The following is a 14,602-nucleotide window of genomic DNA, read 5'->3' as shown; positions in this document are numbered from 1 at the left end:
CTGTTATGTTTCATTTTCCAGGAGCTGCCCAAGGACAGCGAGCCTGGGATCAATCTGAGCTCCGCACGTGCACGGCCCATTGTTTAAATCGGCCCCGCAGGTGCTGCAGAGGCCTTGGCAGTCTTCTCTGCACAAAATCCTCTGATCCATGTTCAAAACGAAGTCCGTCAGGATAATTTCATCCACGTCGGCATAATCTCCGTCGAGAACATATTTATCCGCTTCGTCCTTGTCGTGCTCCTGTTCCGTCAGGGTGGCCTGACAGCGGAGGTGGACGGATTTGTCAAATTCCTTCAGACATCTGGCACAGGCGCATGCCAAAACGGCATCAACCTCGGCGGTAAAATCGAGTACCCCGGCATTATTTTTAATAAACCCGACGGCGCGTACCGGCGCTTTGACACCTCTGACGGAGCCGAACGCCGTGTCCGACAGATCAGGCGCATAGTCAAACGTGACGGATGCACCGGGAATATTGATAATTTCACGAAGATTAAGCCGCATACCGCACCTTCCATAGTCGCTTTGACATTATAAGTCATCGGGCATATGTTGTCAAACAATTTTTTATATTGTATGATGTCACTGGCCGTTTACAACGGCACCCTCGCCAAGCGCAGCAAACATACGACAGATGAAGGACGGTAAGCGTTTTGAAAGAGTTTACAATACGGCCAAACGACGCACAGCAGCGGCTGGACAGATTTGTCTCAAAGGCCGTGCCGCTTTTGCCTGCTTCTCTCCTCCAAAAGTATATTCGCCTCAAGCGTATCAAGGTCAATGGCAAGGGCGCGGCGCGTGAGACGAAGCTGGCGGCCGGTGATACCGTTCAGATGTACGTTAACGATGAGTTCTTTGAAAAACCGACGGCGGAAAACGCCTATTTAAAGATTACCGCGCCCGCTTTAGACATCGTTTATGAGGACGATAACATCCTGCTCGTCAACAAGAAAGCAGGCGTTTTGTGCCACAGCGACGGCGCGTGGTCGTATAACACGCTGATTGCCCAGATACAAGCGTATCTGTATGCCAAACGTGCGTGGCGGCCGGGCGATGAAAACGCATTTGCCCCCGCCCTGTGCAACAGAATTGACCGGAACACCGCCGGGATCGTCATCGCGGCGAAAAACGCCGAGGCACTGCGTATCATGAATGAAAAAATTAAAGCGCGCGAGGTGGAAAAGTTTTATCTCGCCGTTGTCCACGGGGCGCTGCGCCCACCCTCCGGGCGGTTGGAGGGCCAGCTTTTCAAGGATGCCGTCAAAAATCAGGTCTTTATCAGCGACAAAAATCAAAAAGGGTCAAAAACAGCCGTCACCGAGTATCGGACACTGGCCGTTCAAAAAGGGCTGTCCTTAGTGGAATGCCGCCTTGTCACCGGCCGGACGCATCAAATCAGGGCGCAGCTGGCCCACGCCGGTCACCCGCTTCTTGGCGACGGCAAATATGGGCGCGAAAAAGACAACCGCCCCTACGGGGAGACGGGGCAAGCCCTCTGCTCCTACTGCGTTGTTTTCGATTTCAAAACGGATGCCGGGATTCTCAACAATTTAAAAGGGCGCACCTTCAAGCTGGCGTATGTCGATTTCGCGGAAAAATATTTTCAAAAAAGCTTTCAATAAGCAATTCTCGCGGGAACTTTTTCCGGCACCTGCCGTCTAATGACCATCCGGGACATTCTGATGAACTGTGAGGTCTTCACCATGAAAAAATCGATTTTCCCGCTTTTTCTCACGCTGGCACTGATGCTCAGCCTGATGACCGGCTGCCGCGCGCAGAATTCCGGCACCGGCAAAACGAGCGCAAGCCCCGGCCCGACAGCGCTTACCCTAGTTTCATCATACGCCGATCTTTTCAGCGCCCTTCAGAAAGCAGCAGCCGGGCCAAACGGTGCTTACAAAACGGCTGACACGGCCGCCGGAACAGCCGCGCAGGACAATGGGCAAACGGTCTCATCGTCGCCGGAGGCAATCAAGGAGCCGACACCCACGGACGCCGATTACTCGACGACGAATGTGCAGGTTGACGGTGTTGACGAGGGTGACATCGTCAAAACAGACGGACAGTTCATTTATGTGCTGCGCCAGAATACACTCATAATCTTTCAAGCCGACGGCGCCGCCACAAAACAGGTGTCCGCCTTAAAAATCGGCGGTGACAGCAGCGGCAACAAGACAGCGGACGGCAATTATGCCTCCGAATCGGCAACAGAGCTCTATGTCTCCGGCGACACCGCCGCCGTCGTGACCTCCTATTCAAGTTATATCCCGTATTTGGCCGCCGAATCCGGCAGTGCCGATGCGAAAGTCGCCGCCGGGGCTGTCACGACTGACATCGCGCCGGCAAACAACACGCAGCGATCAACGCTCTATCTCATCAACATATCCGACAAGGCTCACCCCACTCTTAAAAAATCGCTCGGGCAGGACGGCTACCCGCTGACGTCGCGCCTCGTCGGCTCGACGCTGTATCTCATATCGACATATTATGTGTACACGATGGATCAAAACGATCCGTCAACGTATGTCCCACGGCTGTATACGGACGGGAAGGCGTCTCTCGTTGAAGCGGGCCGCATCTCCATCATGCCTATTATCAATTCGGCCGCCTACACTGTTCTCTGTGCGTATAACCTTGACAGCGGCGCACGCGACGCCAACGAGTCTGTCATGGGCGGCGGCTCGGTGGTCTATATGAATAAGGAAACGCTTTATCTTACCTGCAGCACGACGGAACAGACGGCAGGAGACCCGTATACCGACAGTGTCTACACCGTTATCGATTATCAAAGCGAGAGCAAAACGGCCATCACGAGCTTTGACATTTCCGGCGGCGGGCTCAGCCGAAAAGCCGCAGGGACCGTACCCGGCAGCCTCGTCAATCCATATGTGCTTGACGCGTCAGGCGGCAACCTCCGCGTCGTCACAACGACGTATTCCCAAAGTTGGTCGGAGTATACCGACAAAGCCAAGGGCTTTATAAACAGCATCTGGAAGGACCCTGTTTCATCAAACGCCCTTTTTGTCCTTGACGGCGGGCTCAACGCCATTGGCAGCGTCCAAGACCTTTCCAAGGGCGAGCAGGTTTACGGCGTTCGGTTTGACGGCAGCATTGCCTATATCGTCACGTTCCGGCAGGTTGACCCGCTCTTTGCCGTTGACCTCACCGATCCGAAAAACCCGACCGTTTTAAGCGCCTTGAAAATCCCCGGCTTCTCAAGCTATCTGCACGTCTACGGCGAGGGGCGGCTCTTCGGGCTTGGTATGGACGCCGACGAGAAGACAGGCGCCACAAGCGGCATGAAGCTCTCCATGTTCGACACGACAAATCCGAAGGATGTGACCGTTAAACACACCTTAAAGCTCAAGTCAAGCTATTCAAGCGCCTTGTATAACCCGCGGGCTATTTTAATCTCTCCCGATAAAAACATCATCGCCTTCCCTGCCGACAACGGCTATGATATTTACGGCTATTCCGACGCCGAGGGCTTTTACAGCCGCGCGCACGTTGACGCGCTCGACTGGGGCGGCGACAGCCGCGGGCTTTATATCGGGCAGTACGCTTATATCGTGGATGCGAACGCCGTTTATATCCTCGATATGACAAGCTTTAAGCTCGCTAAAAAGCTCGCCTATTCATAACCATCATAATAAATGCCGGGCATCAGCCCGGCATTTATTATTTTTACTGAATTGGCGCTGCTGTTAATCTTTCTTTTTTAAAAACGCCGCCAGCTTTTTCTTCTCGTTATTCTCTTTCCGGTCGATCTTTTCCGGCTTCATTTTCTTCTCTTTTTTCACACGCAGTTCCTCTTCCCCGCGCCGGGCCTTTCTATCGCGGATGATGAGGTAGATATACCCGCCGAGCAGGATGACAAAAACGGCGGCACCGAGCTGAAACCAGATATTATGAAGCGTATCCTGCAACCGCTTTTGGATGAACTTTCCTTTATCCAGACGCACGTCTGATGCTGCGACGAGGCCGACCGTTCCGCAGTTTTCCCCGTCAACCGTTATCGTCATCTGCCCGAGGAGCTCGCCGCTCCGAACGGGCGCCACGAGCGTCCTGCCGCCGGATGTCCCGTAATAGACGATGTCCTTTTTGATGTCAACATCCGTCAGGTCACTGCGGACGACGGCTTTAATGGTATCAGACGGCAGTAGATTCACAATGTCCGTCCCTTCGGCAAGGTCAATTTTCTCGGAGGCAACGGCCGTGTTCTGCTCTGTCAACACCTTCCAGGCAAAGCCCGCAAAGCCCCAGTCCAGAAGGCGCTTTGTTTCCGTAAAGCGCTGATCGACAATGGCACCGTCTGGCGCCGGAATGTCGCTTGCACCGAACGTGACGGCAATCAGTGTCAAATTATCGTTTTTCGAATAGGCCGTCATGCTTTTCTCCCCCGCATCGGAGGACGCGGCGCAGCCCGCAACACTGTTTTTCTCATAGTAGGGGCTGGAATATTGAAGCATTAGATTGCCGTTTATTAGTGCGCGCGGCTTGGACTTGTTCGTCGCCTGCATCTGATAGGCTGTAGTCTCGGCGATTTTCAGAAAAAGCGGGTGGCGCAGCGCTTCCTTAAAGATGAGATACTGATCCCAGGCACTTGTCGTCTGAGTTGCGTCCGCCGTACCGAAGACGTTTGTGAAATGGGTGTTTTTGCAGCCGAGCGCGGCAGCCTGTTTATTCATGCGCTCGACATAAGCGGCGGTGCTCCCGGCAAGGCATGTTGCGATAATACCGGCGGCGTTCGTATCCCCCGCCAGATACGCGTCATACAACAAATCCTCCAGCGTCAGCATCTCGCCGGAGACGATTTTCGGCATGGCGCCACTTCGGCCCGACGGGTCAAACGCGGCGTCGCCCGCAAGGATAGCGTCCGTCAGGGCGGCCTGTCCGTTTTCAATTGCCTCGACCGCCAACAAAACCGTCATCATTTTGACGGCGCCGCCCGGATCAACGGCGGCGTCTTTATTTTTATCATAGAGAACCTTGTCGGACGTGACCTCCACAAGAAGCGCGGAGGACGCCAAGACGGCCGGATCTGCCAGCGCGGCGGCCTGCGGCGGCAAGACGGCGGAGACGAACAGCACAAGCGCGAAAAAGACGATGAAAATGTTGAATTTCCTCATACATATCTTCCAATTTTATGTTATAATAACCGCATGGCGGCGCTTATAACGAATTTTGGTCTGCCTGCTGTGGTAGGTCATGGCGCGGCGCTGTCATGCTGTCGATTTATCTGTGCGGCCTATATCGACACAATTCCCGAAAATAACAGCGATTCCTCTTTGGCCAGTATATCAAAATTTATGCCTGAAACGCAACAGGCATGAAGGTTTTCTGATAATTCTTTTGAAAGAGCGGATTGGGATGAAAAAGCTCTCGCCGTCTGAAGGCGTGCTCATCGCCCTGGCCATCGCCGTTTTGATCTTTACGGCCGGGTTTTTTACCGGCAGATTAACGGCCGCTCGCGTCGTCACGGTGACCGGCCTCGCGGCCGACGCGTCGCCCGCCGGGGCCGCCACCACGTTGCCTGTGCCATCCGCGAGCGCCAAAGCACCCGCTGTAGCGGGGAAAATCAACATTAACACCGCCACCGCCGCCGAGCTGGAGGCGCTTGACGGCATCGGCCCCGTTTTGGCGCAGCGCATCATCGATTACAGGACGCAATACGGCGCTTTCCAAAGCATCTCCCAAATCAAAAACGTCTCGGGCATTGGCGATCAGAAGTTCGAGGCCATTAAAGACTTCATTGCAGTCGGATAGAGGTGAACCGGTGAAAATATTAGTTGTTGACGACGAAAAGCTGCTCGTTAAGGGTATTAAATTCAATCTCGAATCAGAGGGTTATCAGGTTGACGCCGCTTACGACGGCGAGGAGGCCGTTGAGCTTGCCAGGGGCGGCAATTTTGATCTCATCATTCTCGATGTGATGATGCCGAAGCTGGACGGGCTAGAAGCCTGTATGCGCATCCGGGCGTTTTCAAACGTCCCGATCATTATGCTGACGGCCCGCAGTGAGGATACGGACAAGATCATCGGTTTTGAATACGGGGCCGACGACTATGTCACAAAGCCCTTTAACATCATTGAGCTCAAAGCGCGCGTCCGGGCGCTTCTGCGCCGCTCGTCGCTCGTCACCCAGAATACCGGCGACGCGGAAATCACCGTCGGGCCGATCACGATCGATACGGAAAAACGCACGGCGAAGAAAAGCGGCGTTCCCGTCGAGCTGACGGCGCGGGAATTCGACGTTATTGAGCTGCTGGCCAAAAACCCGGACAGGGTCTACAGCCGCGAAAACCTTTTAAACATCGTCTGGGGCTACGACTATCAGGGCGATATCAGAACGGTTGACGTCCACGTCCGGCGGCTGCGCGAAAAGCTGGAGAAAAACCCCGCCGAGCCTGAGCGGATCATGACCAAATGGGGGGTTGGGTACTATATCAAAGGATAACGCGAAAAAATGGCGGGTTTTCGGCAGTATTCGGACGAAGCTGGCGCTGATGTTTGTCTCCACCATCGCCGTCGTCCTGATTCTGATGAACACTTTTTTTCTGACGGCCTCCCGCGATATGATTTTTACCTCAAAGAAAGCCTCGATTGAAAATCAGGCTCGCCTCATCGCATCCAACCTGACGGATACCGAGAGCATCCTCACGATTGGCGGCGTCGAGGACGTGATGACGCGGCTGGACGTGACGGGCCTCACACACGTCACCGTCGTCGGCTCGAGCGGCAACGCCCTCTACGATTCCAACGAGGAGGACGAGAGCGTTGACCCCCTTTTCGTCACCGACAACATCAAAAAAGCACTTGACGGGTACGACGTATTTTTCTCAAAGTTCTCTGGCAGCGCCTTTTCCAGCAGTGCCTTCATGCCGGTTTATAACAGCGACGGGCTCGTCGTCGGAGCTGTCTACGTCCATGAAAACGACGTGGTGCAGGGCGCTATTTTAATCGGCCTGCAAAGTACTATCAAAAGCATTTCGTTTGTGATTGCCGCCCTGTCGCTTCTCATGCTCGGCTTTCTCATCTGGACGATTATGCGCCGCATTACCTCCATCCTCAAGGCGATCAAATCCGTCCGTGAGGGGGAATATAATTATAAAATCCACATCCGCGGCAGCGACGAGCTGACGCTGATTGGCGACGAGTTTAACAGCCTCACAAGCCGCCTGCGCGAAACGGAGGAGGTTCGCCGCCGCTTTGTGGCCGATGCCTCACACGAGCTTAAAACGCCGCTGGCTTCGATCCGCCTCTTGACGGACAGCATTCTGCAAAACGAGCGCATCGATCTCGACACCGCCCGCGAATTCGTCACCGATATCGGCAACGAGGCTGAGCGCCTGTCCCGTACGACGGCAAAGCTGATGACCCTCACACGCCTCGACAACAACGTCACCGCCGCACGCGAGCGCGTTGACATCCGCCACGTCGTCGACAACACCTTGCGCATGCTCCGCCCGCTGGCGCAGAGCTATCAAATCCGGCTGGACGCCGCGCTTGACGACGGCTGTTACGTTTTTTCAACGGAGGACGATATTTACCAAATCGTCTTCAACCTCGTTGAAAACGCCATCAAATACAACATGCCCGGCGGGCGCGTTGACGTGACGCTCGCGCACACGCCGGACGGTATTTCCCTGACCGTTGAGGATACCGGCATCGGTGTGCCGGAATCCGACCTGCCTTATATCTTTGACCGCTTCTACCGTGTTGACAAGGCGCGCAGCCGCGAGGCCGGCGGCAGCGGCCTTGGCCTTGCCATCGTGCGCGACACCGTCCGCGACAACGGCGGCGTCATCAGCGCCGAGCGGCGCGAGACGGGCGGTATGCGCTTTATCGTTCAATTCCCGCCAGCCGAAACACCGCTCAATAACACTTGAAGGGGCAATTACAGATGACATACCGAAAAGATACCGAATGCGTTCAGGCCGGTTATGAGCCGACAAGCGGCCAGCCGCGCATTCTGCCGATTATTCAGAGCACCACCTATAAATATGATACGAGCGCCGATATGGCCCGATTGTTTGACATGGAAGCCGACGGCTATCTCTATTCCCGCATCGCAAACCCCACAAACGACGCCATCGCCAAAAAAATCTGCGCGCTGGAGGGCGGCACGGCCGCGCTGCTCACCGCCTCCGGGCAGGCCGCCGTCTTTTACGCCGTTTTCAATATTGTCTCCTGCGGCGATCACGTCGTCTGCTCGTCCGCCATTTACGGCGGCACATATAATCTCTTCTCCGTCACGATGAAGCGCATGGGCATCGACTTCACGTTTGTGAGCCCGGACGCCACGGCAGACGAGCTCCACGCCGCCTTCCGCCCGAACACAAAGGCCCTTTATGGCGAAACGATTGCCAATCCGGCGCTCGCCGTTCTTGATATCGCGCTGTTTGCCACGGTCGCCCACGCGCACGGCGTGCCGCTCATCGTGGACAACACGTTTCCCACGCCGATTAACTGCCGCCCCTTTGACTGGGGGGCGGACATCGTCGTCCACTCCACGAGCAAATATATGGACGGGCACGCCGCCGTCATCGGCGGGGCCATCGTTGACGCCGGGCGCTTTGACTGGGACGCCCACGCCGACAAATTCCCCGGCCTCACAACGCCGGACGAGAGCTATCACGGCGTTGTCTACACGAAGCAGTTTGGCCTTTCCGGTGCGTATATCACAAAGGCGACCATGCAGCTGATGCGCGACCTCGGTGCCGTCCCCTCCCCGCACAATTCGTTCCTCTTAAACCTCGGGCTGGAGTCGCTCCATGTGCGCGTAGCGCGCCACTGCGAAAACGCCCTGAAAGTCGCCGCGTTTTTAAAGGCGCATGACAAAATTGCCTGGGTGCGGTATTGCTCGCTCCCCGGCGACACATACTATGAGCGCGCCGTGAAGTATCTGCCGAACGGCTCGTGCGGCGTTGTCTCCTTCGGCCTCAAGGGCGGCCGCGCCGCCGCCGAGACTTTTATGAAGGCCTTAAAGCTTGCCGCTATCGTCACGCACGTGGCCGACGCGCGCACATGCGTGCTCCATCCGGCCAGCGCCACACACCGGCAAATGAGCGACGAACAGCTAATCGAAGCCGGTGTCTCAGCCGACCTTGTGCGCCTGTCCGTCGGCATTGAAAACGCCGACGATATCCTCGAAGACCTCAATAACGCGCTGCAAACTATCGGGTAAAATTTTCTTGACAACATGGGTGAAAGACGCTATAATTCAGTTCTGCTGAAGCCTTTTACCCATCATCTAGCGGGATTGTGTAATGGTAGCACGACAGACTCTGACTCTGTTTGTGAGGGTTCGAATCCTTCTCCCGCTGTTAAATAAACGCCCTAAAATGCCTCGTTTTTGGTGTTTTAGGGTGCTTTTTTGCCCATTTTTTATTTCACATCTGTCACAGGATTTTTCAAGAAAAAACATCACTAATTACATCACCAAGTTCAATTTTTGCATTAGTCAATGCCATTTTCAACTTCCTCAAAAAGTCATATTGTTTTACGACTGTATGGCCACTTATTGTCGCACTTGTATTATTTCCTATATTCCTAATAATTTCTTATTTCAACAAATTATGTATTGATTTATGTTTTTTACAGTCATAAAATAGTGTGAGAATTTTGTTGAGGATTGCATATGGATTTTATTTCTTTAATAAAAAAATATGAAGTTGAAAATTTAATCCAGACTTTTTCGTATCAGTCAATTTTAATGTTTAAAGAAATGAAGTCATTTAAAAGGCTTGTTTTTAAAGTTAAACAATTTGAGTTTGTTAATAATATCGAAATCGGTTTATCTGTTTGGGACATTATAGGAATTCAATATGCAGCAGTTTGTCATAGCACCGACTATAGGTCGCAAACAGTGGATAATGATACCAAGTTTTTAGGATTAGTTAATCAGTATAGACGATACGAAAACAAAATTATTGATCCGAGTATTTTAGAAAACGCTTCATTTGAGACCATCAATAAATATTTATTCGGGCTTTCAAACGAGCAATTTCAGTTCTTTAACATGAATTGGATATTTAATAGTTTTAATAGAAATTATCACATCTTAAAGAAGATACAAGATATATCTGATTATGATGCCATATTTAATGAACTATTTAATTTAACAATAGATGAATATTGCAATATTTTGACAATGTTATTTTGGCTTTGTATGCAGAGTCCAGACCCATTAAGCGCCCCTGTTGAATTATATAATAAATCTAATAATACAATTTTAACGAAAGAGAATCTTGAAAAAGTAATTAATTATTATTCAGTCACTTACAAGGGAATTAGAGAATCTCAAATAAAACAACAGATATTGTATGTCAAGCCTTTTATTAGGACTCAAAAGAATAATAGATTATTATTGTCAAATATGTATCTTTTTTCAATCATAAATTGCAAGTGCAAATTGAACACCCCGAGGCAAAATCGTTCCCATCAATTAACCTTGGACACAGATGGTGCCGCAGGCGCTGTCTGTGCCAAGGTTGTCGCAGCCGTCAGGCTGCGTATTCGGAATCAAGAAAGGCTTCAAATAGTTCCTCTGGCGTGTGGTATCCGAGCTTCTTCCGGGGTCGCCCATTTAACTCATCAGCAGCGGACAGGATGTCCTCGTCTGTATACTGCTCAATAGATGTTCCCTTTGGAACGAAGGTCCGGAACAGTCCATTATGCCTTTCGTTCTGAGGACGTTCCCAAGAGCTGTATGGGTGGGCAAAGTAGATCTGGGAACCCCAAGCCTCGACTTCTGCAAAGTCGGCGAACTCGCTGCCGTTGTCTACGGTAATCGTCTTAAAAATCTGTGAAAAACGTTCCCCGTACTCAGCGCGTAGGCTTTTCATGGCAGACATCACCGCATCACTGGTCTTTCCGGGAATACGAATGGCGATGTAGTGCTCGGTCTTCTTCTCCAGCAGAGAGAGTACAACTGCCTCTTTCCCAGCTCGTTTTCCAACCACGGTGTCGCCCTCCCAGTGGCCGCCTTCTATACGAAGGGAAGCGATCTCAGGACGGGCGGAAATGCTTGTGCCGTAGTGCTTTTTGTTTTCCCTGCCCCTGGCCTTTCGGGTGCTGCGTTTTAAGGCTTCCGGCAGTTCGGTCGGCGTGATGGGAAGCAAGCCTGCCCAGACCATGTTGTACAGAGTGCGGGTACAAACCATCTGATCTTCACTGTACAAACGCTGTCGCTTCGCATATCCGCAGCAGGAATCCAGCGACCACTTGTGTTCCCGGATCTGCTTGACTACCCAGTCAATGAAAGTCTTGCAGGAGCCTGCTTTGAGGGGCTTGACACAAGCCCTTCGATTAGCCTTGTAGATGGCCTCGCCGAGTTTCGGAGAATAGCCAGGTGCTTGGCCCCTGTTGCTCTTCCGTGTCGGTGTACCTCGCCTTAACTCGTATGAGATGGTGGACGGTGAACAGCCAATGTTTCGGGCGATGCCGCGTACGCCAAGTCCCTGCTTCAAGAGGGCTTTGACAGCACCACGATCTTCCAAGCTCAAGTGTTGCCCTTTCTTGCGTTCTGCGCTGACTGTGATAGAATCATTGTTATCCATAGTGATTGTATCCTTTCGGTGGCAGATGTTGTGTAGGAACTACATTTTACCACGAAGAATAATCACTATGGATTTTTCTGTTCAAGTGTTCAATTTCATTTTACAATCAACCATCTTTTTTCAATGTTAATCGGCAATAGTTTATATGGGATAATTCGTGATTATTATTTTCAAAAGGGAGAACAAACATTTTTAAATAGCTTTGGCCGTCTTTTTGAGCTTTATTTTGAGGATTTAACATCACGCTACTTAGCTAGCGATCAATATATAAAATTACCAGAAAATATAAAAGGTGCGGATTATAAATTAGAATTTGACAACGTAATATTTATTATTGAAATGAAGTCCGCTCTTTTAAGTATAAAAGGTAAACAACAAAATCCGAATTTGAATACTATTGATGATTTTTTTTCGAGAAATATAACTAAAGCTTATGAACAATTAAAAAGTTCTTGTAATCGAATCGAAGGAAAAAAGCCTGTAATAAAGTTAATATTATTATACGAGAACTTCCGTAACATAAGAATGATAGAAAACAGTTTGCCTGAAATTTTTAATAACGATAAAAATTGTTGGATTATAACTATAGCTGAATTAGAAATCCTCTTAGTTACTTTTAACACTGATAGAATTAAGTTTGATGAAGTTTTAATGAAAATGCTTGAAAGTTCAGCTGATCGAGAAACCTTATTAAATATAATTGACAAACTAAAATTATCAAGAAACTTACCTTTTGTTGGAGAATACGACTATTTTAATAAAAATCTTAAAAGACTAGCATCAGAATTAGGAACAGAATATAAGCCAATATAATATCGAATCGAAGATTTAGTGATGGTGTTATTCAAAATTTATTTTAATTCTAGTAAAACAAATAGCATCTCAAAATATTGGTGTACGTAACAAGAGTTATCAATATATGATTCAATATCGTTATACTTTTTTTGGAGGTAATTATGGGATGGTATGATGTAGCGAAAGACGCAATATCTATAGCACAGAAAATCGATAATGTTGAGCTCATTCAGAAAATCATTGAATTACAAACTCAAATGCTTGATATGCAAGAGGAAAATCGAATACTTAGAGAACAAGTTCAAAAGAACGATAGTTTTCTTGAACTTGAATCAAAATTAGAGAGACACAAAGAGCCATACTATTCAATAAAACACGGTGATCACACGGAAAATATTTGTGCCAACTGCTGGAATCAATATCACTTCAAAAGTTTATTTACAAGACAAGGTGGCATAAATTATATATGCAGTAAATGTGGTACAAAAGCAAAAATCAGAGTTAATGAATCAATTGATCTTGACGAATAAATAAATTATCGCTCAAACCGCAAGAAATATGAGCCTCAGGGATGATATTTTCAACAGGTAAGACATAAGCTTTTTCGCTTGAGACAGCCAGTGTTCTCGATCTGGACTGTGAGCTTGAGCTGTGGTTTAGCGGTCTGGGCAAAGTTAAGTTTGAATTTGTCGCCCGTGCGGATGTCCCGGCAATTGCCCGCATTATCGGCGGGTATTTTTTGTAAACGGCCAAACACTAGATTTCACATTTAATACACACACGCCAAGGCCCGCGGGAGCACCGCGGGCCTTGGTTTATATCTTATTGAAATTACTTTTTTCAAATACCCTTTAGCAGCCGCACTTGTGGTCTTCCGGGAACGAGGAATAGTGAGCGATGACTTGGATTTTAACCTTCTGCTGCTTGCTGCAGATATCCTCCTCCGGGAGAATAAAGCAAAAATCACCGATGGTCAATTCATTCAGGCAGCCGCAGGGCAGGCCGGGGACGGTCAGCTCACAGGTGCGCATGCCCTTGAGGTCTGTATCCATGCACTCTTTTTCAAATAACAGGACGGCGAGCCGGATTTTTCGGCCGCGGCAGACATCTTTAAGCTGAACCCGGACCTTTAAAAGCCTGCCCTCACAATGCAGATGGACGTTATGGACGGTAAAGCTGTCAAATTCCACGCACGGCTTTAAGGTGTGCTCTTCCGACTTGTCTGCGCAGCAATCGCAGATTTCTCTGCAGTCATCCGAATCAATTTCCGGCGGCGGCAGGAATTCCTCTGCCTGCACATCGGACTCTGGCTGCTTCGCGGCCTCCTCGGCCACAGGGCCATAATTGACATCGTTGACGATGACGCCGGAAATAAAAGAACCGTTTGGTGTTTGTTCCATGGATACGTCTCCCTCACAAAAATTATTGGTCTTCCCATCTATGGTATGACGGTTCGTTGTCCCCTGTGCCTGGCCGGTTTTTCACCTTCTTCCCTGTTCCGGTAATAAAGACTGGAAAAGCGCAAATAATCTGAATATAATATACGGGTAGCACATTTATGTGACGGGTGGGAAAACGTATGACCGGAATCTGTTATATCGTCGGCGCGGGGGCTGTGCCGGAATTGACGCTGGAGGCGGGCGCGCGCGACTTTGTGATCGCCGCCGACGCCGGTTACCGGCATTTGTCGGTCTTATCGGCTGTTGCCGACCTCGTTGTCGGTGATTTTGATTCGCTCGGTTTTCGGCCGAACCATCCGAATGTTATCCAGCATCCCCCCGAGAAGGACGAAACCGACATGATGCTGGCTATCACTGAAGGGCTCCGCCGCAGCTATAAAAAGTTTGTGCTGCTTGGCGGCCTCGGCGGCAGACTTGACCACACCATGGCGAACATCCAAGCCCTTAATTATCTTGCCGCCAAAAACGCGCGCGGCTACCTGCTGGGGGACGGCACGGCCGCGACCGTGATCCGAAACGGCAGTCTTTCGTTTGACAGCGGCAGAGAGGGCAGCGTCTCCGTCTTCAGTATTGGGGAAAGCGCCATGGGCGTCACCCTCCGCGGCCTCAAATATGAGCTGAAAAACGCCACGCTGAAGGACACCTTTCCGCTTGGCGCCTGCAACGCGTTTACGGGGGGGCCGGGCGAGGTGTCCGTCATCAGCGGGAGTTTGCTCGTCATTTGGGAGGAAAATGCCGCAGACGTCATTGACAGCCTGAAGGAATCGTGCTATAGTGCCACTTAAC

The 14,602-nt window shown here is 50.5% G+C and carries 14 protein-coding genes and 1 tRNA gene; 11 read left to right on the top strand and 4 right to left on the bottom strand.

Annotation, left to right across the window (positions count from 1 at the left end; translation table 11 throughout):
- Nucleotides 1–3: 3 nt before the first annotated feature.
- Entirely contained in the window at nt 4–504 is a 501-nt protein-coding gene (locus IZU99_04685) for a DUF177 domain-containing protein (GenBank protein ID UOO38550.1), read from the bottom strand.
- 149 nt (nt 505–653) lie between these two features.
- Between IZU99_04685 and IZU99_04680 the strand changes: the two genes are divergently transcribed.
- Together IZU99_04680 and IZU99_04675 are read left to right on the top strand one after the other, a co-directional pair.
- Complete coding sequence (locus tag IZU99_04680) at nt 654–1,622, top strand: RluA family pseudouridine synthase (GenBank protein UOO38549.1); 969 nt, start codon at nt 654–656, stop codon at nt 1,620–1,622.
- A gap of 81 nt (nt 1,623–1,703) precedes the next feature.
- Nucleotides 1,704–3,641, top strand: coding sequence for a beta-propeller domain-containing protein (locus IZU99_04675; protein ID UOO38548.1), 1,938 nt, complete (start codon nt 1,704–1,706; stop codon nt 3,639–3,641).
- A 63-nt stretch (nt 3,642–3,704) separates the two neighbouring features.
- Here IZU99_04675 and IZU99_04670 read toward each other — a convergent pair whose 3' ends face one another.
- Nucleotides 3,705–5,129 carry a D-alanyl-D-alanine carboxypeptidase gene (locus IZU99_04670; protein ID UOO38547.1) on the bottom strand — a complete coding sequence of 475 codons (1,425 nt, stop codon included), beginning with the start codon at nt 5,127–5,129 and terminating at the stop codon, nt 3,705–3,707.
- A gap of 79 nt (nt 5,130–5,208) precedes the next feature.
- Here IZU99_04670 and IZU99_04665 point away from each other — a divergent pair, with 79 nt between their 5' ends.
- The 5 genes from IZU99_04665 (at nt 5,209) to IZU99_04645 (ending at nt 9,326) form a co-directional block, all read left to right on the top strand.
- A complete protein-coding gene (locus IZU99_04665; GenBank protein UOO38546.1) occupies nt 5,209–5,766 on the top strand; it encodes a helix-hairpin-helix domain-containing protein in 558 nt (185 codons plus the stop codon).
- A 10-nt stretch (nt 5,767–5,776) separates the two neighbouring features.
- Nucleotides 5,777–6,457 carry a response regulator transcription factor gene (locus IZU99_04660; GenBank protein UOO38545.1) on the top strand — a complete coding sequence of 227 codons (681 nt, stop codon included), beginning with the start codon at nt 5,777–5,779 and terminating at the stop codon, nt 6,455–6,457.
- On the top strand, nt 6,435–7,889 hold the full coding sequence (locus IZU99_04655) for a HAMP domain-containing histidine kinase (protein ID UOO38544.1): 1,455 nt from the start codon (nt 6,435–6,437) through the stop codon (nt 7,887–7,889). The genes IZU99_04660 and IZU99_04655 overlap by 23 nt, the downstream gene beginning before the upstream one ends.
- Nucleotides 7,890–7,903: 14 nt before the next feature.
- Entirely contained in the window at nt 7,904–9,187 is a 1,284-nt protein-coding gene (locus IZU99_04650; GenBank protein ID UOO38543.1) for a PLP-dependent transferase, read from the top strand.
- A gap of 68 nt (nt 9,188–9,255) precedes the next feature.
- A tRNA-Gln gene (locus tag IZU99_04645) sits at nt 9,256–9,326 on the top strand.
- Between the two features lie 1,179 nt (nt 9,327–10,505).
- Here IZU99_04645 and IZU99_04640 read toward each other — a convergent pair.
- Complete coding sequence (locus IZU99_04640; protein ID UOO38542.1) at nt 10,506–11,561, bottom strand: IS30 family transposase; 1,056 nt, start codon at nt 11,559–11,561, stop codon at nt 10,506–10,508.
- 123 nt (nt 11,562–11,684) lie between these two features.
- On the opposite strand from IZU99_04640, the gene IZU99_04635 reads away from it, so the two are divergent.
- From IZU99_04635 to IZU99_04625, 3 genes are all read left to right on the top strand, one after another.
- On the top strand, nt 11,685–12,374 hold the full coding sequence (locus IZU99_04635; protein ID UOO38541.1) for a hypothetical protein: 690 nt from the start codon (nt 11,685–11,687) through the stop codon (nt 12,372–12,374).
- Nucleotides 12,375–12,517: 143 nt separating this feature from the next.
- A complete protein-coding gene (locus IZU99_04630) occupies nt 12,518–12,886 on the top strand; it encodes a hypothetical protein (protein UOO38540.1) in 369 nt (122 codons plus the stop codon).
- 101 nt (nt 12,887–12,987) lie between these two features.
- Nucleotides 12,988–13,101, top strand: coding sequence for a hypothetical protein (locus IZU99_04625; protein UOO38744.1), 114 nt, complete (start codon nt 12,988–12,990; stop codon nt 13,099–13,101).
- A 106-nt stretch (nt 13,102–13,207) separates the two neighbouring features.
- Here IZU99_04625 and IZU99_04620 read toward each other — a convergent pair whose 3' ends face one another.
- Nucleotides 13,208–13,756, bottom strand: a complete 549-nt coding sequence (locus IZU99_04620; protein ID UOO38539.1) for a hypothetical protein — start codon at nt 13,754–13,756, stop codon at nt 13,208–13,210.
- A gap of 179 nt (nt 13,757–13,935) precedes the next feature.
- On the opposite strand from IZU99_04620, the gene IZU99_04615 reads away from it, so the two are divergent.
- Entirely contained in the window at nt 13,936–14,601 is a 666-nt protein-coding gene (locus tag IZU99_04615) for a thiamine diphosphokinase (protein UOO38538.1), read from the top strand.
- The last annotated feature ends 1 nt before the right edge of the window (nt 14,602 follow it).

The sequence above is a fragment of the Oscillospiraceae bacterium CM genome (assembly GCA_022870705.1).
Classification (GTDB): Bacteria; Bacillota; Clostridia; order Oscillospirales; family Oscillospiraceae; genus Sporobacter.
This window is presented reverse-complemented; position numbering and strand designations above follow the sequence as displayed.

Bases quoted from the DNA above. Each gene is read 5' to 3' on its own strand.
- IZU99_04685 (UOO38550.1), bottom strand. From the start codon at position 504: ATGCGGCTTAATCTTCGTGAAATTATCAATATTCCCGGTGCATCCGTC.
- IZU99_04675 (UOO38548.1), top strand. From the start codon at position 1,704: ATGAAAAAATCGATTTTCCCGCTTTTTCTCACGCTGGCACTGATGCTC.
- IZU99_04670 (UOO38547.1), bottom strand. From the start codon at position 5,129: ATGAGGAAATTCAACATTTTCATCGTCTTTTTCGCGCTTGTGCTGTTC.
- IZU99_04665 (UOO38546.1), top strand. From the start codon at position 5,209: ATGGCGCGGCGCTGTCATGCTGTCGATTTATCTGTGCGGCCTATATCG.
- IZU99_04650 (UOO38543.1), top strand. From the start codon at position 7,904: ATGACATACCGAAAAGATACCGAATGCGTTCAGGCCGGTTATGAGCCG.
- IZU99_04640 (UOO38542.1), bottom strand. From the start codon at position 11,561: ATGGATAACAATGATTCTATCACAGTCAGCGCAGAACGCAAGAAAGGG.
- IZU99_04635 (UOO38541.1), top strand. From the start codon at position 11,685: ATGTTAATCGGCAATAGTTTATATGGGATAATTCGTGATTATTATTTT.
- IZU99_04630 (UOO38540.1), top strand. From the start codon at position 12,518: ATGGGATGGTATGATGTAGCGAAAGACGCAATATCTATAGCACAGAAA.
- IZU99_04620 (UOO38539.1), bottom strand. From the start codon at position 13,756: ATGGAACAAACACCAAACGGTTCTTTTATTTCCGGCGTCATCGTCAAC.
- IZU99_04615 (UOO38538.1), top strand. From the start codon at position 13,936: ATGACCGGAATCTGTTATATCGTCGGCGCGGGGGCTGTGCCGGAATTG.